The 20294-nt window shown below is 66.9% G+C and carries 21 protein-coding genes; 17 read left to right on the top strand and 4 right to left on the bottom strand.

The features are described 5' to 3' along the window. Nucleotides 1–190 precede the first annotated feature (190 nt). Nucleotides 191–1627 (bottom strand): aldehyde dehydrogenase family protein, encoded by a 1437-nt coding sequence (locus OXH60_12075; protein ID MDE0712857.1) that lies wholly within the window; start codon nucleotides 1625–1627, stop codon nucleotides 191–193. Nucleotides 1628–1801: 174 nt separating this feature from the next. Here OXH60_12075 and rpmI point away from each other — a divergent pair, with 174 nt between their 5' ends. The 16 genes from rpmI to OXH60_11995 all read left to right on the top strand — a co-directional run bounded on the left by rpmI (nucleotide 1802) and on the right by OXH60_11995 (nucleotide 16114). Further along, on the top strand, nucleotides 1802–2002 hold the full coding sequence (gene rpmI / locus OXH60_12070) for a 50S ribosomal protein L35 (GenBank protein MDE0712856.1): 201 nt from the start codon (nucleotides 1802–1804) through the stop codon (nucleotides 2000–2002). A 15-nt stretch (nucleotides 2003–2017) separates the two neighbouring features. After that, entirely contained in the window at nucleotides 2018–2380 is a 363-nt protein-coding gene (gene rplT / locus OXH60_12065; GenBank protein ID MDE0712855.1) for a 50S ribosomal protein L20, read from the top strand. A 43-nt stretch (nucleotides 2381–2423) separates the two neighbouring features. Beyond that, nucleotides 2424–3512, top strand: coding sequence for a phenylalanine--tRNA ligase subunit alpha (gene pheS, locus OXH60_12060; GenBank protein ID MDE0712854.1), 1089 nt, complete (start codon nucleotides 2424–2426; stop codon nucleotides 3510–3512). Further along, nucleotides 3509–5914: a phenylalanine--tRNA ligase subunit beta gene (pheT, locus tag OXH60_12055; protein ID MDE0712853.1), complete on the top strand. Its 2406-nt coding sequence runs from the start codon at nucleotides 3509–3511 to the stop codon at nucleotides 5912–5914. Before pheS ends, pheT begins: the two co-directional genes overlap by 4 nt. Continuing rightward, nucleotides 5907–7724: a translation elongation factor 4 gene (gene lepA, locus OXH60_12050; protein ID MDE0712852.1), complete on the top strand. Its 1818-nt coding sequence runs from the start codon at nucleotides 5907–5909 to the stop codon at nucleotides 7722–7724. Before pheT ends, lepA begins: the two co-directional genes overlap by 8 nt. A gap of 132 nt (nucleotides 7725–7856) precedes the next feature. Next, entirely contained in the window at nucleotides 7857–9221 is a 1365-nt protein-coding gene (locus tag OXH60_12045) for a TrpB-like pyridoxal phosphate-dependent enzyme (protein ID MDE0712851.1), read from the top strand. A 144-nt stretch (nucleotides 9222–9365) separates the two neighbouring features. Beyond that, entirely contained in the window at nucleotides 9366–9998 is a 633-nt protein-coding gene (locus OXH60_12040; protein ID MDE0712850.1) for a ribonuclease D, read from the top strand. 1 nt (nucleotide 9999) lies between these two features. Next, entirely contained in the window at nucleotides 10000–10998 is a 999-nt protein-coding gene (locus OXH60_12035; protein MDE0712849.1) for a KpsF/GutQ family sugar-phosphate isomerase, read from the top strand. Continuing rightward, nucleotides 10998–11648, top strand: a complete 651-nt coding sequence (gene lptC / locus OXH60_12030; GenBank protein ID MDE0712848.1) for an LPS export ABC transporter periplasmic protein LptC — start codon at nucleotides 10998–11000, stop codon at nucleotides 11646–11648. The genes OXH60_12035 and lptC overlap by 1 nt, the downstream gene beginning before the upstream one ends. A 2-nt stretch (nucleotides 11649–11650) precedes the next feature. Further along, a complete protein-coding gene (locus tag OXH60_12025; protein MDE0712847.1) occupies nucleotides 11651–12166 on the top strand; it encodes a hypothetical protein in 516 nt (171 codons plus the stop codon). After that, nucleotides 12163–12927 (top strand): LPS export ABC transporter ATP-binding protein, encoded by a 765-nt coding sequence (gene lptB / locus OXH60_12020; protein ID MDE0712846.1) that lies wholly within the window; start codon nucleotides 12163–12165, stop codon nucleotides 12925–12927. Before OXH60_12025 ends, lptB begins: the two co-directional genes overlap by 4 nt. An 8-nt stretch (nucleotides 12928–12935) precedes the next feature. After that, nucleotides 12936–14327, top strand: a complete 1392-nt coding sequence (rpoN, locus tag OXH60_12015) for an RNA polymerase factor sigma-54 (protein ID MDE0712845.1) — start codon at nucleotides 12936–12938, stop codon at nucleotides 14325–14327. 131 nt (nucleotides 14328–14458) lie between these two features. After that, a complete protein-coding gene (locus OXH60_12010) occupies nucleotides 14459–14929 on the top strand; it encodes a PTS sugar transporter subunit IIA (protein ID MDE0712844.1) in 471 nt (156 codons plus the stop codon). Then, nucleotides 14926–15363: an HPr kinase/phosphatase C-terminal domain-containing protein gene (locus OXH60_12005; GenBank protein ID MDE0712843.1), complete on the top strand. Its 438-nt coding sequence runs from the start codon at nucleotides 14926–14928 to the stop codon at nucleotides 15361–15363. Before OXH60_12010 ends, OXH60_12005 begins: the two co-directional genes overlap by 4 nt. Next, nucleotides 15360–15830: a PTS fructose transporter subunit IIA gene (locus OXH60_12000; protein MDE0712842.1), complete on the top strand. Its 471-nt coding sequence runs from the start codon at nucleotides 15360–15362 to the stop codon at nucleotides 15828–15830. Before OXH60_12005 ends, OXH60_12000 begins: the two co-directional genes overlap by 4 nt. Next, nucleotides 15827–16114, top strand: a complete 288-nt coding sequence (locus OXH60_11995) for an HPr family phosphocarrier protein (protein ID MDE0712841.1) — start codon at nucleotides 15827–15829, stop codon at nucleotides 16112–16114. The genes OXH60_12000 and OXH60_11995 overlap by 4 nt, the downstream gene beginning before the upstream one ends. Before the next feature lie 174 nt (nucleotides 16115–16288). On the opposite strand, the gene OXH60_11990 is transcribed toward OXH60_11995, so the two are convergent. From OXH60_11990 to OXH60_11980, 3 genes are read right to left on the bottom strand one after another with little or no spacing between them, the layout of a single operon-like run. Then, complete coding sequence (locus tag OXH60_11990; protein MDE0712840.1) at nucleotides 16289–16975, bottom strand: hypothetical protein; 687 nt, start codon at nucleotides 16973–16975, stop codon at nucleotides 16289–16291. Beyond that, a complete protein-coding gene (locus OXH60_11985; GenBank protein MDE0712839.1) occupies nucleotides 16965–17549 on the bottom strand; it encodes a hypothetical protein in 585 nt (194 codons plus the stop codon). The genes OXH60_11990 and OXH60_11985 overlap by 11 nt, the downstream gene beginning before the upstream one ends. Beyond that, nucleotides 17546–18760 carry an exo-alpha-sialidase gene (locus OXH60_11980; GenBank protein ID MDE0712838.1) on the bottom strand — a complete coding sequence of 405 codons (1215 nt, stop codon included), beginning with the start codon at nucleotides 18758–18760 and terminating at the stop codon, nucleotides 17546–17548. Before OXH60_11980 ends, OXH60_11985 begins: the two co-directional genes overlap by 4 nt. Nucleotides 18761–18991: 231 nt before the next feature. Here OXH60_11980 and ahcY point away from each other — a divergent pair, with 231 nt between their 5' ends. Continuing rightward, the gene (ahcY, locus tag OXH60_11975) at nucleotides 18992–20293 is read left to right on the top strand and encodes an adenosylhomocysteinase (GenBank protein ID MDE0712837.1); all 1302 of its coding nucleotides are present in this window, start codon (nucleotides 18992–18994) and stop codon (nucleotides 20291–20293) included. Nucleotide 20294: the final 1 nt, after the last annotated feature.

The following is a 20294-nucleotide window of genomic DNA, read 5'->3' as shown; positions in this document are numbered from 1 at the left end:
TCGCGCCAGGGAGTCCGAGTGCTGAAGCCAAAGCTTCCAGACCTGGAATTCGATCTTGATGGCCTCGTGCGGGTCGGTACTTGTCCTGAGGGCCGAAAAAAGCCCGTCAAGCTCAGGCGCTGTCTGATCAGCGGTGGCGGCCGGACCCGCCAGCGCAGCGGCCGCGACGGCCGCGGCGGCAACCGCCGCCCTAAGCGACGTAAGCGGTCTTGACCGTCGTGTAGAACTCGGCCGCATAACGTCCCTGCTCCCGCGGACCATAGGACGATCCCTTCCTCCCACCGAACGGAACATGATAGTCGACGCCCGCCGTCGGGAGGTTCACCATCACCATGCCAGCTTCCGCATTCCGTCGGTAGTGATTGGCGTGCTTCAGGCTGGTCGTGCAGACGCCGGAGGACAACCCGAACGACGTGTCGTTCGCGACGTGAAGCGCCTCGTCGTAGTCCGCAACCCGGATGACCGAAGCAACCGGGCCAAAGATCTCCTCCCGGTTGATCCGCATCGCTGACGTGGTCTCCGTGAACAGGGCAGGCTGGAGGTAGTGCCCAGGCGTGGCCCGCGCCAGCTGCTCGCCGCCGAAGTGGAGGACGGCCCCTTCCTCCGTCCCGATCCGGAGGTAGTCCAGGTCCTGCGCCAGCTGCGCTTCATCCACCACGGGACCGATGTGCGTGCCGTCCTTGAGAGCATCGTCGACCACCAGTCCCTCAAGCCGTCGGGTCACGGCCTCAACGAAGCGGTCGTGAATGCCCTCGGTCACCACGAGGCGCGAAGAGGCGGTGCAGCGCTGGCCTGTCGAGAAAAAGGCGCCGTTCACCGCGCATTCGACTGCCGTGTCGAGGTCGGCATCGTCCAGCACGACAAGCGGATTCTTGCCCCCCATTTCCAACTGGAACTTAGCCCTGCGCGCCGCACACGCGGTGGCCACCCGTCCCCCCGTGTCCACGGAGCCGGTAAACGTGACGGCATCGACGCCGGGGTCGGACAGGAGCGTTTCGCCGACCTCGGACCCACGCCCCACCACCAGGTTGAGGACCCCGTCCGGCAGGCCGGCTCGCACCAGGATGTCCGTGAGTTCCCAAGCGCAGCCCGGCACCAGGGTCGCCGGCTTGAACACGACCGTGTTGCCGTAGCAGAGTGCCGGAGCGATCTTCCAGGCCGGGATCGCGATCGGAAAGTTCCACGGCGTGATCACGCCGATCACGCCCAGCGGCTCGCGGGTGATCTCGACGTCGACGCCGGGACGGACCGACGGCAGTTTCTCGCCGGTCAGTCGAAGGGTCTCGCCGGCAAAGAAATCGAATATCTGACCGGCCCGGCCAACCTCGCCCACAGCTTCCGGCAGGGTCTTTCCCTCTTCCCGGGCCAGAAGCCGGCCGAGTTCATCCCGGCGGGCGAAAATCTCGTCGGATGCTCGGCGCAGCACGTCATGCCGCTGCTGCGGCGTGGTCCGCGCCCAGTCGGGAAAGGCGGAGCGGGCGGCCTCCACCGCGGCCCGGGTATCGCCGACAGTCGCGAAACAGTGCTCATTGATGACGTCATCCGTGTTCGACGGGTTGACGTTGGGTACCGTCGCCGTCGCCACGCGCCATTCACCGGCAACATAGTTGGGAAGAGGTTTCGCCATTCATCGTACTCCGAGGGGCGGCCTGCCGGGGCGGAAGCATACCCGACCAACTGCTCGCGTCGCCCGCCGGCAAAGAGTTGCAGAAGACGCGGGGCGCTTGTAACTTGCGGCCTCTTCCACCGCAGGAACCGTGCTGGGGTCGGCCGGAACGGCCTGCTCCGCGAGGTGTGGCCCGTGCCCAAGATCAAAAGCAAGCGTTCCGCGATGAAGCGGTTCCGGTTGACCGGCACCGGAAAGGTGCGCCGCAACTTTGCCGGCAAGCGGCACGGCATGATCAAGCGCACCAACAAGTTCATTCGGACGGCGCGAGGCACCACGACCGCATCGCCCGCCGACACGCGCTACATCAAGCGCCACCTGCTCCGGAACTCCTGAGCCGAGACCTTTCCCATGACACGCGTCACCAGCGGCGTGACCACGCGCCGACGCCACCGCCGGGTCATCAAGGCAGCCAAGGGCGCCCGGGGCCGCCAGAAGAACACGTACCGCGCCGCCGTCCAGCGCGTCGAAAAGAACCTGCAGTACGCGTACCGGGATCGCCGAACCCGCAAGCGTGATTTCCGCAGCCTGTGGATCCAGCGAATCAACGCTGCCGCCCGCGCGCATGGATTGCGTTACGGCGAATTGATCAACGGACTTGATCGGGCGGGCGTGGAGCTGGACCGCAAGGTCCTCGCTGACCTTGCCGTGCGCGACCCGGATGCCTTCGGACTGGTGGTCAAACAGGCGCAAGCCGCCCTCGAGGCTCGCTGACCCAACTCCCCGCAGCAACCGGGCCAGGCTCCGGAGAGGCCCGATGAGCACGTTCATTTCGCAGGCAGACGCACTTGAAGAGGCGTTGCTCGCCGCGGTGCAGGCCGCCACGGAGCCGGACGAACTTGAGGCCGTCCGCATCAGGGCGCTCGGCCGCAAGAGCGAGCTCAACGGCATGCTTCGCTCGGTGGCCGGCCTGCCGGGAAACGAGCGGCGCGCCGCCGGCCAGCATCTGAACGCGGTCAAGGAGCGCCTGGCAAGCGCCCTGCGGGAACGCCAGTCCGCACTGGAGGACGCGGCCCTCGAAACCCGGCTCGCCGCCGAGCGGGCCGACATCACGCTGCCGTCGCGCCGGCAGCCTCCCGGCCGGGGCCACCCGATTTCGCGGACGCTGGATGAAATGACGTCCATTCTGGGCGAGCTCGGTTTCCGGGTCGCCGAGGGCCCGCACATCGAGGACGACTTCCACAACTTCACGGCGCTCAACATCCCGCCCGAGCACCCGGCCCGCCAGGATGTCGACACGTTCTATCTCCGGTCCGTCGACGGGAGCGAACGCAAGGTCCTGCGCACCCATACGTCCCCAGTGCAGATTCGGGCCCTGATGGCGGGCGAGCCGCCAATACGGATCATCGCGCCCGGCCGCACCTTCCGGTGCGACCGTGACGCCACGCATGCGCCCATGTTCCATCAGATCGAGGGCCTGGCCATCGACCGCGACCTCACGATGGGACACCTCAAGGGCACGATCGCCACGTTCGTGCGGGCCTTCTTCGCCAGGGATGACGTCGAGGTGCGGTTCCGCCCGTCGTACTTCCCGTTCACCGAACCCTCCGCAGAGGTAGACATCAGCTACCGTCGGACCGCTGGGGGCTTGGAAATCGGCGCGGGCGGCGACTGGCTCGAGGTGATGGGGTGCGGCATGGTCCACCCGCGGGTCCTCGACAACTGCGGCGTCGACCGGAACCGCTGGCAGGGATTTGCCTGGGGGCTCGGGGTCGAACGCTTCGCGATGCTCAAGTACGGCATCCCCGATCTCCGCACGTTCTTCGAGTCCGATGTCGCGTGGCTCCGCCACTACGGCTTCGACATGCTGGCCCGGCCCAACCTGCTGGACGGTCTCGACCCATGAAGTTCACGCTGTCTTGGCTTCGGGAGCACCTCGACACCGACGCCAGCGTGGCGGACATCGCCCGCCGTCTGACCGCGATCGGCCTGGAAATCGAGGCAGTAGAGGATCGCCGCGAGGAGCTGTCTCCGTTCGTGGTCGGCAGGGTCGTGGAAGCCCGCCCGCATCCCAATGCGGACCGCCTAAAGGTCTGCATCGTGGATGACGGCAGCGCCACCCTGCCGGTGGTGTGCGGCGCACCCAATGCCCGCACCGGCATGAAGGCCGTGTTCGCAGCCATCGGAACGCACATTCCGGGCAGCGGGATCACGCTGTCGGAGAAGGAGATCCGCGGCGTGACCGGGCAAGGCATGCTGTGCTCCGCCTACGAGCTCGGACTGGGCGAAGACCACGACGGGATCATCGAACTGCCCGAGGACGCCCCGGTCGGGGCCGCATACGCGCCGTGGGCCGGCGCCGACGACCCCGTCTTCGAAATCGCACTCACCCCCAACCGCGGCGACTGCGCGAGCGTGCGCGGCATCGCGCGCGACCTGGCCGCGGCTGGTGTCGGGACCTTGCGCGAGCCTCCATTCGCGCCCGTTTCGGGAACGTACGCAAGCCCCGTTGCTTGGACGCGCACCCTCGGCGAGCACGGGGACGCCTGCCCCCTGGTCGCTGGACGGTACTTCCGGAACGTGACCAACGGCCCCAGTCCGGACTGGATGCAGCGCCGCCTCCGAGCGATCGGTCTCCGCCCGATTTCCGCGCTGGTCGACATCACGAACTACGTCACGATCGACCGCGGCAGGCCGCTCCACGTGTTTGACGCCGACAAGGTGACCGGAGCCTTGACGATGCGGATGGCCCGTCCGGGCGAGTCCCTCGCGGCGCTCGACGGGAACACGTATTCGCTGGACCCCGACATCACGGTGATCGCGGATGACGACCGGGTGTGCGCCATCGGCGGGATCATGGGAGGCGAGGAGACGGGTTGCTCGGAAGAAACGCGCAACGTCTTCCTGGAGGTCGCGCTGTTCGATCCGGTCCGCACCGCCCGGTCGGGGCGCCGGCTGGGAATCCTCTCGGACGCCCGCTACCGCTTCGAGCGCGGCGTGGACCCGGCGTCCGCCGACTGGGGTGTCCACGAGGCCACCCGGTTGATCCTCGAGCTGTGTGGCGGCGAAGCGAGCGAGATCGTCCAGGCCGGCGCCATGCCGCCCTCGCCCGCGCCGGTCCCGTTCCGCCCCGGCCGGGTGGCGTCGCTTGGCGGCGTGGAGGTCGCCGCGGAGTGCCAGGCCGCGATCCTCGGCGGCCTCGGCTTCGGCGTCGAGGATTCCGCTTCGGTCTGGCAGGTCACGCCGCCGGTCTGGCGTCCCGATATCGACGGCGAGGCCGACCTGGTCGAGGAGGTCCTGCGAATTCACGGCTTCGACGCCATCCCCGAGACGCCCGTGGAACGCGCGGGCGTGCTGCCCGAGCGCGCGGCCGGCCCGGCCGTCGTGCAGGCCGCCCGCGTGCGCGCGGCTCTGACGGCGCGCGGACTCCACGAAACCGTGACGTTCTCGTTCGTGAGCACCGAACTGGCCGAGGCCTTCGGCGGCGGGGATGAAGCCCTGCAGCTCGCCAACCCGATCTCGCCGGAGCTCGACACCATGCGGCCCTCCATCCTGCCGTCGCTGCTGGGTGCCGCCGCGGCCAACGTGGCGCGGGGGGTGCGCGATACCGGCCTGTTCGAGGTCGGGGCCGCCTACCGCGATCCCTCCCCCGACGGCGAAGGTCGCGCCGCCGGGTGCCTGCGCTTCGGAAACGCCGCGCCCCGCCACTGGGCGGAAGCCGTGCGCGGGGTCGACCTGTTCGACGCCAAGGCCGACGCCGAGGCTGCCCTGGCCGCAGCCGGCGCGCCGGTCACCCGGCTGCAGCCGCGGGCGGAAGCGCCTGCATGGTTCCATCCGGGCCACTCGGGCGTCCTGGCCCTAGGCCCGAAGGTGCTGGCCGTGTTCGGGGAACTGCATCCCCGGTTGCTGCGCGACGCCGGCCTCGATCTGCCGGTGTCGGCGGCTGAAGTCTTCCTCGACGCCGTACCGGCCAGCCGAAGGAAGTCGGGGAACCGGGGAGCGCTGGACAGGAGCAGCCTGATGCCCCTCACGCGCGACTTCGCGTTCCTCGTGGAGGCCGCGACCCCGGCGGCAGCCGTGGTTCGGGCCGCCGAGCGCGCCGTGCCGAAGCTGGTCAGCCGGGTGGACGTCTTCGATGTCTGGGAAGGCGAGGACCTGCCCGGCGGCATGAAGTCGATCGCGATCGAGGTCGTGCTCCAGCCCCTGGACCAGCCGCTGGACGACGCCGCGATCCAGCGCGCTGCGGACGCCATCGTCGCTGCCGTCGCGAAGGATGCAGGCGGGCGGCTGCGAGGGGGACATGCCTGAGCCAGGGCGCACGCACCCGGTCGCCCACATTCGCAACGTTTCCGTGATCGCCCACATCGACCACGGCAAGTCGACGCTCGCAGACCGACTGATCGAACGCGCGGGTTCGCTCGAGGCCCGTTCCATGCGCGCCCAGGTGCTCGACTCGATGGAGCTCGAGCGGGAACGCGGCATCACGATCAAGGCGCAGACGGTGCGCCTCGCCCACGAGGTCGCCGGGACCCGTTACCTCATCAACCTGATCGACACGCCCGGCCACGTGGATTTCACGTACGAAGTCAGCCGTAGTCTGGCCGCGAGCGAGGGATCGATCCTGGTCGTGGACGCCACCCAGGGCGTCGAGGCACAGACGATCGCCAACGCCTATCTCGCGGTCGACAACGACCACACGATTATCCCGGTGCTCAACAAGATCGATCTCGCCGCCGCCGATCAGGATCGCGTGCGGACCCAGATCGAGGATACGATCGGGCTGGACGGCGCCACGGCGCTCAGCGTGTCGGCCAAGACCGGCGACGGCATCGATCCCCTTCTCGACGCGATCGTGGAGCGCATCCCACCGCCGGCGACGGCGCAGGACGCGCCCCTCGCTGCCCTCCTGGTCGACAGCTGGTACGACCCCTACCTCGGCGTGATGGTCCTGGTGCGCGTCGTCGATGGCGTGCTCCAGGTCGGCCAGAAGATTCGGATGATGGCCAGCGGCGCCGACTACCAGATCGATCGAGTCGGCGTCTTCGAACCCACCCCGCGACCGACGGAATCGCTCGCCGCCGGCGAGGTGGGATTCTTCACGGCGTCGATCCGTCGGGTGGCCGATACGCAGGTCGGTGACACGGTCACCGACTCCCGGAAGCCGGCCAACGTTGCACTGCCCGGCTTCCGGGAGTCAGTCCCCGTCGTGTTCTGCGGCTTGTATCCGGCGGATGCCAGCGACTACCGCCATCTCCGCGACTCGCTGGCGAAGCTGCACCTGAACGATGCCTCGCTCCACTACGAACCGGAATCGAGCGCCGCCCTCGGCCTGGGATTCCGGTGCGGGTGCCTGGGGCTCCTCCATCTCGAGATCATTCAGGAGCGCCTTGAGCGCGAATTCGATCTCGACCTGGTGACCACGGCGCCCAGCGTGGTCTATCGCCTCAGTCTTACCGACGAGCAAGACATCGAGCTGCACAACCCCGTGGACTGGCCGGACCAGAGCCGCATCAAGTCGGTGGAGGAGCCCTGGATCCGGGCGACGATCCTGGTGCCGGACCAGTACCTCGGCAACGTCCTGAAGCTCTGCACGGAGAAACGTGGCGAGCAAACCGATCTGACCTACGTCGGCAACCGGGCGATGGCCGTCTATGCCCTACCACTCAACGAGGTGGTGTTCGACTTCTACGACCGTCTCAAGTCCGCGACCAGCGGATACGCCTCGTTCGACTACGAACTCGACGACTACCGCGGCGGCGACCTGGTGCGGGTCGCCATCCTGGTCGACGGGCAATCGGTCGACAGCTTGTCCTTCATTGCCCACCGCAGCCGAGCCGAGGGACGTGGGCGGGCCCTTTGCACCAAGCTCAAGGGGCTCATCCCACGCCAGCTCTACAAGGTGTCGCTACAGGCCGCCATCGGGGGCAAGATCATTGCCCGCGAGAACATCGCGGCGCTGCGCAAGGACGTGACTGCGAAATGCTACGGGGGCGACGTCACGCGCAAGCGAAAGCTCCTGGAGAAGCAGAAAGCAGGCAAGAAGCGCATGCGCCAGATCGGGAACGTCGAGATCCCCCAATCCGCTATGCTGGCAGTCCTGCGAGCCGAAGAACCGTAGCCCGGCGTATTGCCGCGGTTCGTGCGTGCGGCTGGACGGCAGTGCCGGCAGCACCGGCACCGCCTTGCCGAATATGCAGCATGACCGTCGCGCATAGACGGGTCGAAGTTTCCTGTGGAGAGTTGGGTCACCATGAGCGACATCGTGAAGTACGTCTTGTCGGAGGACCGGATTCCGCGGTCCTGGTACAACATCCTGGCGGACCTGCCGGAACCGCTGCCGCCGGTCCTGCATCCAGGCACCGGACAGCCCATCGGACCGGACGATCTCGCACCGCTGTTCCCCATGGCCCTGATCGGCCAGGAGGTCTCGACCGAGCGAGAGATCGAGATTCCCGAGCCGGTGCGGCAGATCTACCGGCAATGGCGCCCCAGCCCGCTCTATCGGGCCCGGCGCCTCGAGGCCGATCTCGATACGCCTGCCAAGATCTACTACAAGTACGAAGGCGTCAGCCCGGCCGGCAGCCACAAGCCCAACACGGCGGTCGCCCAGGCGTTCTACAACAAGGACGCGGGCACCAAGCGCATCACCACGGAGACGGGCGCCGGCCAGTGGGGGTCGTCACTGGCCTACGCGGCAAGCCTTTTCGGCATCGACGTGGACGTCTACATGGTTCGCGTCAGCTTCGAGCAGAAGCCCTACCGGAAGGCGATGATGGAAAGCTACGGAGCCCGTTGTGTAGCCAGTCCCTCCACCGAAACGCAGGCCGGCCGGGCCGTGCTCGAGGAACATCCCGACTCCACCGGCAGTCTCGGCATCGCCATCTCGGAAGCCGTGGAGATGGCCGCCCAGAACGAGGACACAAAGTACTCGCTCGGCAGCGTCCTGAACCATGTCCTGCTCCACCAGACCGTGGTCGGCCAGGAGGCCCTGGAGCAGATGCACATGGCGGGCAACTACCCGGACATCCTGGTCGGATGCACCGGTGGGGGGAGCAACTTCGCCGGCATGGTGAACCCGTTCCTCGGCCGGCAACTGCAGGGAGGCCCGAAGGTCCGGGTCATCGCGGTCGAGCCGGCGGCGTGTCCGTCGCTGACCCGCGGGAAGTACGCCTACGACTTCGGCGACACCGGGCATCTCACACCTCTGGTGAAGATGCACACGCTGGGATCGACCTTCGTGCCCCCGGGATTTCACGCGGGCGGCCTGCGCTATCACGGGATGGCTCCGCTCGTCAGCCATCTCCACCAGCTGGGCCTGATCGAAGCCCGCGCCTATCACCAGAAGGAATGCTTCGCTGCCGGCGTGCAGTTCGCCCGCACCGAGGGGATCGTCCCGGCCCCGGAGGCGACGCACGCGATCAAGGGCGCCATCGACGAAGCGATGAAATGCCGCGCGGCGGGGGCCGGGCGCACGATTTTGTTCAATCTGTGCGGCCACGGCCACTTCGACATGCAGGCGTACAGCGACTACTTCGCCGACAACCTGACCGACCAAGCGTACGATGAAGGCGAACTCGCGATGGCACTGGCGGGTCTGCCCTCCGTCGCGGCCTAGACGACCGGGAGCAGACGGGTACCCGTACGGGCGATCCGGCGGGCCAGGGCGGTCGTTCGGCGCCCGGGCCGCGGGCCCGTCCCCGCCACAAATCCATGGCGGGCTCTACACTGCGCTTCCTGAGGCCATCGGAATTCGCACCCCATGGACATCCACTTCCACGAAGGCGATCTCCCCTCCGGTCTGGCGTTTCCCGACGGTGCGGCGGTCGACACCGAATCGATGGGACTGGCGGTCGCTAGGGACCGACTTTGTCTCGTGCAGGTCTCCGCGGGTGACGGCACCGCGCATCTGGTCCGGTTCCGGCGGGGCGCCTACGATGCGCCACGCCTCAAGACCATGCTTGAGGACCGCGACACGGTGAAGCTGTACCACTTCGCCAGAGCGGACATGACCACGCTGGAGTTTCACCTCGGCGTCCGGTCCTATCCCAACTACTGCACCAAGATCGCGTCCCGCTTCGCGCGGACGTACACCGACCGCCACGGCCTCAAGGATCTGTGCAAGGAGCTGCTCGGCATCGACATCTCGAAGCAGCAGCAGCAAACCGACTGGGGCGGCGACACACTCACCGTCCAGCAGCAGCGCTACGCCGCGACTGACGTGCTCCATCTGCACCGGCTCCGCAGCGTCCTCGACGGCATGCTGACCCGGGAGGGACGGCAGGAACTCGCGCACCAGTGCTTCGAGTTCCTTCCCGCCCGTGTCAGCCTCGACCTGATGGGCTGGGCCGACGCCGACCCGTTCTCGCACGACATGTATCCCAATCGCCCCTGACATGACGTCCGCGCCGATCAGAGCGGCTGCCGGCCTGCATTCCGAAGCCGATTCGGATCTCGACATCGCCCGCCGGGTGGTGCGGGCCGAGTCGGAGGGACTGGCGGTACTCGCGGACGCAATCGGACCGGCATTTCAGGCCGCGGCCGAGGTGCTTGCCGCAACCCGTGGCCGGGTGATCGTGACCGGCATGGGCAAGTCCGGACACATTGCGCGAAAGGTCGCATCCACCCTGGCTTCAACTGGCACGCCGGCCCACTTCGTGCACGCCGCCGAGGCCAGCCACGGCGACCTCGGCATGATCGCGCAAAACGACACGGTACTCGCATTCTCGAACTCCGGCGAAACTGCCGAACTGTCCGACCTGCTGGCCTACGTGCGCCGGTTCCGGATACCCCTGGTGGCCGTCACCGGTGTCGCCAGCAGCACGCTGGCCGTGACCGCGGATGCCGCCATCGTCCTGCCCGACGTTCCTGAAGCCTGCCCCATCGGCCTGGCCCCAACGCTGTCCACGACGCTGGCCATCGCCGCCGGCGATGCCCTCGCCGCCGTGCTGCTGCAGCGCAACGGCTTCACGGCCGAGGACTTTCGCGGCCTGCACCCGGGAGGACGGCTGGGCACCCGCCTGGTACGGGTCGCCGACCTCATGCACACGGGGTCGGCACTGCCGCTGGTTGAAGAGAATGCCCCCATGCGGGAGACCATTCTCGTGATGACCGAGAAGGGTCTCGGATGCGCCGGGGTCGTCGGTGCGGACGGACGGCTCACCGGCGCGGTCACCGACGGCGACCTCCGGCGGAACATGGCGCCGGAACTGCTGGAGCGAATCACCCGCGACGTCATGACACCCGACCCGGACACGATCCCGGCGGAAGCGCTCGGCGGAGAGGCGCTGGCAACCATGAACGAACGCGGCATCACGAGCCTGTTCGTGACGGAGGACGGACTCCCGAGGGGCGTGGTCCACATGCACGATTGCGTCCGTGCCGGAATCGCATAGTGGCTGCCCCCGCACCTCCGGCCGCATTTCCGCACGGATGGGATAGTCACCGCCGCCGCAACCAGCGCCCGCCCGCCCGGTCCCGCCTGCATGTCCTCCGGGCGATCAAGCTGCTGCTGCTGCTGGGTGGACTGGGATCGATCGCGACCGTCGTGTTGTGGGACAAGGGCCGGCTTCCGGGTCGTGAAGACCCGCCGGCGCGAGCCACGCTCGCACCGAGTCACATCATGTCCGGCGCCCGGCTGGTCGGCACCGACAACGAAGGCCGACGGTACCGGGTCACAGCAGACCAAGTGTTCGAAGAGACGGGCGATGCGCACGTGGTGCATCTCGATGATCTCCGCGCCTGGTTCTTTTCTGGTACAAGAGAGGTTTCCCTGACGGCTGGCGAAGGCCGGTACGACACCGCTACACGTCAGGTGATCATGTCCGGTGGGGTGCGCATGGATACGCAGGGCGGGACAGCACTCGAGACCGAATCGTCCGCCTACTTCCCCGCCCAGGGCGTGGTGGAAGGAACGAAGCCGGTGCGCGTAACCGGTCCCTGGGGCAACGTGCGCGCCGGCGGCTTCCGGCTGGACACGGTGTCCGGAACGCTGAAGTTCACCGGCCGGCCGGTGCTGCAGCTGTCACCCGGCGGCAACTCCTGATCGTGCGGCCCCCGGTCGCCTTCGTCTGTGCGGCTGCCGTCGCCACCAGCCTTCTCACACCCATCGGAGCAGCGGTACGCGCCCAGGATGGGCACGACTTGGGTCCGACCGAGATCACAGCGGATACGCTCGAATGGGACGACGAGACCGCGATCGCCACCGCCATCGGGAATGCGGTGGCCCGGCAAGCCGGGCGGGTGCTGCGGGCGGAACGGTTCGTCGCGCACGCGATCCGGGGTGAGGACGGGTCCGCGAGCCAGATCGGGCTGATCGAGGCGACGGGAAGCGTGGTCTACGAGACGGCGGCCGAGACGGCGCGCGGCGATTCCGGGCGCTACGACCTCGTCGCCGGGGTCATCACGCTGAGCGGAGACGTTGAGCTCGAGAGCGACGGCAACCTCCTTCGGGGGGCCACGCTCACGATCGATCTCGTGGGCGGCACCAGTCAGGTCACGGGCGAAGGTGGCGAGCGGCCAACGCTGCAGTTCGACGGTTCCGGCGACGAGGAGGCGGAGTGACCACGCCCGCGGCAGCCCCGCTCAAGGTAATCCGGGGAGACAGTGGCCTGGTCGCGGAGAACCTGACCCACCGCATCCGCAAACGGCTGGTCATCAGCAACGTGTCCCTGCGTCTGGCCCGCGGTGAAGCGGTCGCCCTGCTGGGCCCCAACGGGGCCGGCAAGACCACCACCTTTCATCTGCTTGCCGGGCTGCGGCCCGCCGACGCGGGAACCATTCGCCTGGACGGCCACACCATCACCCGCTGGCCGCTGTACCGGCGGGCGCGGCACGGCATCGGCTATCTCGCGCAGCAGCCCTCCGTCTTCCGGAACATGTCGGTAGAGGGCAACATCCGGGCCGCGCTGGAAACCGTGGAACCCATCGTATCGCTCCGCGAGCAGACGGTTGACGAGTTGCTTACGGACTTCTCTCTGCTCCACCTGCGCAAGGCGTCTGCCCTGGTGCTCTCCGGCGGCGAACGACGGCGGGTCGAGATTGCGCGAGCGCTCGCGTGCCGGCCGAGCTACCTCTTGCTGGATGAGCCGCTGGCCGGCATCGATCCGATTTTCGTCGGCGAAATGCGGACCTTGATCATGCACATCCGGGACCGCGGCATTGGGGTGCTGATCACCGACCACAACGTGCGCGAGGCGCTCGACATCGTGGATCGCGCCTACGTGCTCCACGACGGCCGGGTCCTATGCCACGGTCCGCCCCACGACATCGTTGCCAACGAAGATGTTCGCCGGGTCTATCTCGGCGACCGGTTCCGCATGTAGGGTGCGCCGTGCGAGCCAGCCCCGGTCTCCGGATCGGCATCAGTCAGCGGCTCACGATGACCCCCCAGCTGCTGGAGTCCGTCCGTCTCCTGCAGCACGCGGCCGCCGACCTCAACCGCTACGTCGACGAGCAGCTCGCGTCGAATCCGTTCGTCGACCGCACTGCGCCGGAGCACCAAGATCCGAAAGCGCCGCCGCTCGACTCGTGGACCGACACCGGCGTCCTCTGGGCCCGGCCGCAGGACGGGCGTGACCTGTACGTGGACGAGATAGAGGCCGATCGGCCGGATCTCCGCGCCCACCTGACAGAACAGGCGAATGTCGATCTCGCGCCGGGCGACCGGACGACGGCGGAACTGCTGATCGACCTGGTCGACGCGAACGGGTACCTCACCGGGTTCGACCCCCTCGAAATCGCCGAGTCGTCCCGGACCACGGTGGCCGACGTGCTCCGCGTGCTGGACCGTCTCCAGACGTTCGACCCGCCCGGCGTCTGCGCCCGGTCGCTTGCCGAGTGCCTTCGCCTCCAGCTGGCATTCCGGGAATCCGTTCCTCCGAAGCTGGCGGTCCTGATCGACCATCTTGACCTTGTGGCGGAGGGAGACGAGGACGAACTCTGCACTGTCCTCGACGTTTCGACCGGCGAACTGCAGGCCCTGATGGCCGAGCTCCGGTCCCTGAACCCGAGGCCCGGGCAGTCCTTTGCCAGCCAGCGCGAATTCCTCGGTGCCCCCGACGTTGTTGCCACGCCGAGCGCTGACGGCTGGCGGATCGAACTCAACCCCCAGTGCTTCCCCCGGATCTATGCCGATCGGGCAGGGTACCAGGCGGCACGCAGGCACTCGCGTGCCGCGATGGACGACGGCGCGCTCGGCCGGCAGTGGCAGGAGGCCGCGTGGCTGGTCAGAGCCCTTCGCCAGCGCGCCCAGTCCGTCTACCGCGTGGCCAGCGTGCTCGTCCGCGTGCAGGACGACTACGTGCGCCACGGCGCCAGCCACCGCCGGCCGCTGTCGCTTCGGACGGTGGGCGAGCTGGTCGACCTCCACGAGAGCACGGTAAGTCGCGTGGTCGCCAACAAGTCCATGGCCACCCCCCGGGGAACCCTCCCCCTGCGTTCGTTCTTCGACCGCCGGCTCCGCGGCACCGACGGGCAGACGGTGCACTCACCGAGCGCGGTCCGGGCCCGAATCCAGGCGCTCATTGCAGCAGAGGGCCCCGCTCACCCGCCCAAGTCAGACCAGCAGATCGTCGGCGCGCTGGCCGATACGGGCATCCGGGTGGCTCGGCGCACAGTGGCCAAGTATCGGCGCATGATGCGAATTCCGTCGGCGGCCGGGCGGCGCCGCCTGATGAAGCGGGCCCCGTCGCGGGCCGGAACGACGCAGGCAGCCGCACCCTAGGGCGGTGCCTTGACTCGACGCCAAGCACGGCCCAATTTGAACCCTCCCTAGTGGGTGCTGTCATCCGCCGGGCCGCCGGTGTGCGGTCCCGGAGTTTCAACGTTGCGCGCCGTCGGCACGGAAGTCCTCGCATGCAGCTGGAAAGCTTTCTTGCTCCTACAGCCATTATCCCGAGGCTGACGGTCAACAGCACCCGGCAGCTGCTGCACACGCTCGCCAAGGCCGGAGCCCGCGAGACGGGGCTTCGAGAGCGGACGATCTTTCAGGCGCTGATGGCACGCGAGCAGCGCGGCTCGACCGGATTCGGCAACGGGGTGGCGCTGCCGCATGCCCGTCTGAGAAATCTCGCCCGCATCACCGGCGTGTTCGCGCGGCTGGAACCGCCCATCGATTTCGATGCGCCGGACGGCCGGCCCGTCGAACTGGTGTTCTGCCTGCTGTCTCCGGACCAGAACGATGCCCTGCATTTGGCCGCCTTGGCGGCAATCTCGCGACGGCTCGGCCGGCCGAACCTGCGTCGGGTGCTCCGCGGCGCCAACGAGGCGGACGCAATTCATGCGCTGTTGACGGACCAGGAGCACAGCCAGCCCGAGGCCGCATGACGCATTCCGGAACGTGCGTCGCGGTGGACGGCCGCGGTGTGTTGCTGCGCGGGCCGAGCGGCGCCGGCAAGTCCGACCTGGCCCTGCGGCTCATTGACGACGGTGCCGAGCTCGTGGCCGACGACCGGGTTGCGCTGGTCTCGAGCGCAGGGGTGTTGACGGCCAGCGCTCCGCCGGCACTCCGCGGGCTGATGGAGGTGCGGGGGCTCGGCGTGTTCCGGCTCCCCTACCGGACCAGCGTTCACGTGTCCCTGGTCGCCGACCTGGTCGACAGCCAGGACGAACGTCTCCCCGCGCCGCATCAGACGACGATCCTCGGCCACGCGGTGCCGGCGATCCGGCTATCAGCGAAGGCCTCGTCGGCCGCCGCCCGTGTCCGCCTAGTGCTCGGCGCGGCGGAATCCGTGGCGGGAGTGATGGGAGACGCAGCGTGAGCGACGCGGCTGATCGTTCCAGCGACAACTTTGACGGCGTCGGCATTGTCGTCGTCACCCACGGCCGGTTCGGAGCCGAGCTGGTCGCTGCCACGGAGCATGCCGTCGGCAGCATGCCGGCCGTCCGTGTGCTCGAAGTTGGCCCGACCGACGACATCGAGGAGCGACGCCGCGCCATCCGTCAGGCCGGCGACGCCGTCAACTCAGGACGCGGCGTGATCTACATCGTCGATGTATTCGGAAGCACGCCGGCCAACCTCACCAGGTCGGTCGTGCAGGACACGAAACCGGAAGGCCAGGCCATGATGCTGGCCAATCCGAACCTGGCGGTCATGTACAAGCTCGCCGAGGCGCGGGCACGGGACATGCCGCTGGCCGACCTCCTGCATACCGTGCGCTCGGCCGGCCGCAAGAACATGCTCGAGCTCGGGGAAGCGCTGCGGGGCGGCCGGGACACCAGCGAATGAGTGCGGAGGAGTCCGCCAGCTCCCGAACAGCCGAGATCCGCAACCTCCGCGGCCTGCATGCGCGCGCGGCGGCGCGCTTCGTGAAGTGTGCCAGCCAGTTCCAGGCGGAGGTCACCGTGCGCAAGGACAATCTGTCCGCGGACGGCAAGTCCATGCTGGGACTGATGGCACTGTCCGCTTCGCTCGGCACTGTCGTCCTGATCGAAGCGAGTGGTCCCGAGGCAGCTGCCGCGGTGGCCGCGCTCGGACAACTGATCGACGAAGGGTTCGGCGAAGAACGCTGACTCCCATCACGTCAGTCCCGATCCGGCTAGTCAGGCGGCGCGCTATTGGCCCGATGAGCCGGCAGGTACGCAGAAGCGTAGGTCCCGGACCCGCGCCGGGTCCGTCATGTTCATGCAGCACGCCGGGACCAACTACGATCGAACCGGTTCTCCCCCGTCGCCGTCAATTCGGCGCTACGACCTGGCGCTCCCGGGTTCCCATCGGTTCAGCGGATAAATGAGGTTCAGTGCGGCGAGAACCGGAATCATGAACTCCGTGAGCTCCCCTCGCCTGGGGGCGCCGGTCACGCCGTTCACTAATCCTTCCACGAGAACGACTACGAGCACGTAACCGAGATACTGGTATCGCTTGGGAATCGGGATGCCCCAGCCGTCGACCAGGCGCGCGACGCGATCGGATCGATGGTACAGCGGCTTGATGACACCCAGGTACACCAGGAAGATCAGCAATATTCCTTTCGAAAAGATGTCCTTGTTGATGGACACGTTTCCGACCACGAGATTGTGGAGGTTGATCTCTTGCTGCCGGTTGTGTTCCAGAAAAAACTCCAAAGTTTCGATCCCAAGCAGCCGCTGCCCCCAGGAGATCTCTTCACCAGCGCCGAAGGTCGCCAGCACGACCAGCGCCGCAAGAACCGAACGCTGTCGCCGGTTGAACGAACGCCGGTATTTCCAGAGTCGGTTTGCCAGGACGACGGCTACCGAGCCCAGCGCCAGTACCGTCAACCACTCCAGCAGCCCGTCCTCCGCTGTGTAGACGTGATGGAAGTAATCTTCATTGACCAGACCAAGAAACACGCCCAAACCGAACAAGATCACCGCGTTGACCAGGATGAATTTTTCGGTCGTCTCAACGGGCACCGTAGTAACGTCTCCAGGCGTAGGTGGCAGCACGCCAGCACGCGTACACGAAAATAATCGGATCAATCAAGTAATCGAACGCGTTGTCGCTCTCGCCCACGCCGTAGCCCTGCATCAACACCGCGAGGACCACCCAGAACGCGAGAAGCCGGGTGCCCGCAAACCAGGAAAACAGGAAGGCAAGGGGCAGCATCCCGATCCCCGTGTATGGATGGTACCCGGCCGCGTACAGGTCGATGTAGCCGATACCCAATGCCGACGGATACATCGCCGAGCCGAGCAGGACGATACAAAGGTGCAGCGGGCCCAAGTCCGGCTGCGTCAGCCAATGCGGCCAGTGGCTTCTCGCGCCGTGGCTGCCCAGGATCAGGATCATGGCCACGCTGGGTTCGCTCTGCACCGACGCCACGAATCCGATCAGCGAAACCCGGTCCAGCTGGATCGCGAAGGCTGCAACCACCACCGCGGCGGCGACCCCCAGCTTGATCCGCCAGTCGTCCGTGTAGCGGGCTGAGCAACAGGCTCCCAGCGAAGCCAGCACCAGCGCCCAGCCGACATATCCGTATGCAGTCATGGTGGCGAGGGAGCACCACGCCTTGCATCCGAGAGCCAGACATCGTTGAACATGACGTGCTTGATGTACGCGCGGTTGTGGGTATAGACGACGTGTGTTCTTCCAACCTGGTCACGCAGGATCGATGGGTAGGAGAACAGCCGTCCCGTGCCGGCTTCGGCATGTTCGAGGTCGTGAATTCGGGTCCAGTGGCCGGGCTGTCCCTCGGACACCGCCAGCGCCAGGATGTCTCGCGCCACCTCGGAGTGGTTGTAGACCATCAGCAATCCATGGCCCGCGACACGCACTGCATCGATCGCGCTGTCGGGATTCGGCAGGTTTGACCCGCTTGGCGACGTAAATTCCAGTCCGGCATCGTCGGTGCTGACGTAGTGAATTCTCTTGTCCGTTTCGCCGGCGTAGCGCAGGAATACGTGTGCGGTCTCCGCGTCCTCGGGCACGAGCACCGGCTGAATGTGACTCCGTCCAAGGGTGAGGCGTTTCTTCCCCAGCACGACGCCTTCCGGGTCCAGTCGCAGCAGTTCGGCAAACTTGCCCAGGAATTCGTGATAGACGGGCAGGGTGATGCTCCCGTCCCGCATCTGGACCGGACGACCCCTCACCAGGGTGCTCACGTTGAAGGCCGGGCTGGTAATTAGTCGCTTCACTGGGCCAAACGTCTCCCCGCCGTCTTGGGACACCATCGCGTTGATCGAGCTGCCCGACCATCCACCGACCGAAACACTGACGAAAAAAAGCCACACCTGTCCGCTGTTATCGAGGAATGCGACCGGGTTGCCCAGCTTCTTGATATATCTCCCCAGTTCTTCCGAAAGCCTGGCCCTGGTCATGACTTCCCGCGGGAGGGTCCACGAACGCTCGTTCGGGAGAAGACGGGCCGAATATATCCCCACGTCACGCGCCCCTTCCCGGCTGCCGCCATACCAGAACGCCTGTACTCCTCCCTTCGGAAGTTCCGTCAACGTCGCACTGTGCACCATGGCGCGTCCCCGAGGGTCGATCGCATGGTCCTCCCAAACGGGTGCCGCCTCGGGGCCGCCGGCAACGTCGCCTGGATCTGCTGCGGCTCCCGGACCCTTCACCTGGTAGCCGGGCGCAGCATCGAACGAATGCACGGACGCAATCAAGGGTGGAGCGGCGAGGATCAGTAGCGCGGCGACAGCGGTGACTCCGCAGGTGCGGCGGTTTCCCGCTCCGATCAACCGAACCATGAACAACGATTGCCAGGTCCTGCGAACGCCGCCGAACTCACAAAGGCTTCGGGCCCCATTTCGACTTGCCCAGTTCTATAATCGGCCCATTACTTCTCATCAGATATTCTGTGATTCTTGATTGCAGGGCAACAAGGTGAACGATTGCCGTGGCTTGCTGCAGGCTTGTCCCCAATCCCCCGCCCATCGCCCGATCTACTGCGCCGCTCTCCTGGAAGGATCATCGCCGCCATGACCGCTGGACATCGCGACTTCAAGGTCGCTGATCTGGGGCTCGCTGACTGGGGCCGCAGAGAAATCGAGATCGCCGAGACTGAAATGCCGGGCCTCATGGCCGTCCGTGGTGAGTATGCCGGCCAAAAGCCCCTGAACGGTGCCCGCATCGCCGGATGCCTCCACATGACCATCCAGACGGCCGTCCTGATCGAGACGCTGATCGAACTCGGTGCCGAAGTCCGCTGGAGTTCCTGCAACATCTTCTCGACGCAGGACCACGCGGCAGCGGCGATGGCTGCGCGTGGCGTGCCCGTATTCGCATGGAAGGATGAAACCGAAGAGGAATTCTGGTGGTGCATCGACCAGACCATTCACGGCCCGGACAGTTGGACGCCGAACCTCGTTCTCGATGACGGCGGCGATCTTACGAAGGTCATGCATGAGCAGCACGCCGACCTGATGCGCGAGCAGGTCCGGGGAGTTTCCGAAGAAACGACGACCGGCGTGCGCCGTCTTGTCCAGATGGCGGAGGAAGGCAGCCTGCTCGTCCCCGCCATCAACGTGAACGACTCGGTGACGAAATCGAAGTTCGACAACCTCTACGGATGCCGCGAGAGCCTCGTCGACGGTATCCGTCGCGCCACCGACGTCATGCTCTCCGGCAAGGTCGCCGTGGTCGCCGGATTTGGCGATGTCGGCAAGGGGTCGGCGGCATCACTGCGGAATGCGGGCGCGCGGGTGCTCGTCACCGAAATCGACCCGATCTGCGCCCTGCAGGCCGCCATGGAGGGCTACGAGGTAACCACGATGGATGCGGCGGCGCCTCGGGGTGACGTATTCGTCACGGCCACCGGCAATACCGACGTCATCACGCTGGATCACATGCGGGCCATGAAGGACCGCGCCATCATCTGCAACATCGGTCACTTCGACAACGAGATCCAGGTGGCGGCACTCTCGAACTTCATCTGGGAAGAAGTGAAGCCCCAGGTCGACCAAATTCGCTTTCCCGACGGTCACCGCATCATCCTGCTGGCCAAGGGGCGCCTGGTGAACCTTGGCTGCGCGACCGGCCATCCCAGCTTCGTGATGAGCGCCTCGTTCACCAACCAGGTTCTCGCGCAGATCGAGCTCTGGACACGCAGCGACCGGTATGACTGCACCGTGCACGTGTTGCCCAAACACCTCGACGAAAAGGTGGCGAGTCTGCACCTCGCGCGCCTTGGCGCGGAGCTCAGCCACCTTACCCAGAGCCAGGCCGACTATCTGGGAATCGACCGCAACGGCCCATTCAAACCGGCTGCTTACCGCTACTAGC

The organism is Rhodospirillales bacterium, from assembly GCA_028824295.1.
Taxonomy (GTDB): Bacteria; Pseudomonadota; Alphaproteobacteria; order TMED109; family TMED109; genus VXPW01.
The sequence above is the reverse complement of the archived record's forward strand: the minus strand, read 5'-3'. Positions and strand labels throughout refer to the sequence as shown.

What these genes read in the sequence shown, in the direction of transcription:
- OXH60_12005 (MDE0712843.1), top strand. Translation starts at nt 14,926, where the DNA reads ATGACGCATTCCGGAACGTGCGTCGCGGTGGACGGCCGCGGTGTGTTG.
- rplT (MDE0712855.1), top strand. Translation starts at nt 2,018, where the DNA reads ATGACACGCGTCACCAGCGGCGTGACCACGCGCCGACGCCACCGCCGG.
- OXH60_12035 (MDE0712849.1), top strand. Translation starts at nt 10,000, where the DNA reads ATGACGTCCGCGCCGATCAGAGCGGCTGCCGGCCTGCATTCCGAAGCC.
- OXH60_11980 (MDE0712838.1), bottom strand. Translation starts at nt 18,760, where the DNA reads ATGGTTCGGTTGATCGGAGCGGGAAACCGCCGCACCTGCGGAGTCACC.
- lepA (MDE0712852.1), top strand. Translation starts at nt 5,907, where the DNA reads ATGCCTGAGCCAGGGCGCACGCACCCGGTCGCCCACATTCGCAACGTT.
- OXH60_11985 (MDE0712839.1), bottom strand. Translation starts at nt 17,549, where the DNA reads ATGACTGCATACGGATATGTCGGCTGGGCGCTGGTGCTGGCTTCGCTG.
- pheS (MDE0712854.1), top strand. Translation starts at nt 2,424, where the DNA reads ATGAGCACGTTCATTTCGCAGGCAGACGCACTTGAAGAGGCGTTGCTC.
- OXH60_12075 (MDE0712857.1), bottom strand. Translation starts at nt 1,627, where the DNA reads ATGGCGAAACCTCTTCCCAACTATGTTGCCGGTGAATGGCGCGTGGCG.
- OXH60_12010 (MDE0712844.1), top strand. Translation starts at nt 14,459, where the DNA reads ATGCAGCTGGAAAGCTTTCTTGCTCCTACAGCCATTATCCCGAGGCTG.
- OXH60_11995 (MDE0712841.1), top strand. Translation starts at nt 15,827, where the DNA reads ATGAGTGCGGAGGAGTCCGCCAGCTCCCGAACAGCCGAGATCCGCAAC.
- OXH60_12045 (MDE0712851.1), top strand. Translation starts at nt 7,857, where the DNA reads ATGAGCGACATCGTGAAGTACGTCTTGTCGGAGGACCGGATTCCGCGG.
- pheT (MDE0712853.1), top strand. Translation starts at nt 3,509, where the DNA reads ATGAAGTTCACGCTGTCTTGGCTTCGGGAGCACCTCGACACCGACGCC.
- OXH60_12040 (MDE0712850.1), top strand. Translation starts at nt 9,366, where the DNA reads ATGGACATCCACTTCCACGAAGGCGATCTCCCCTCCGGTCTGGCGTTT.
- ahcY (MDE0712837.1), top strand. Translation starts at nt 18,992, where the DNA reads ATGACCGCTGGACATCGCGACTTCAAGGTCGCTGATCTGGGGCTCGCT.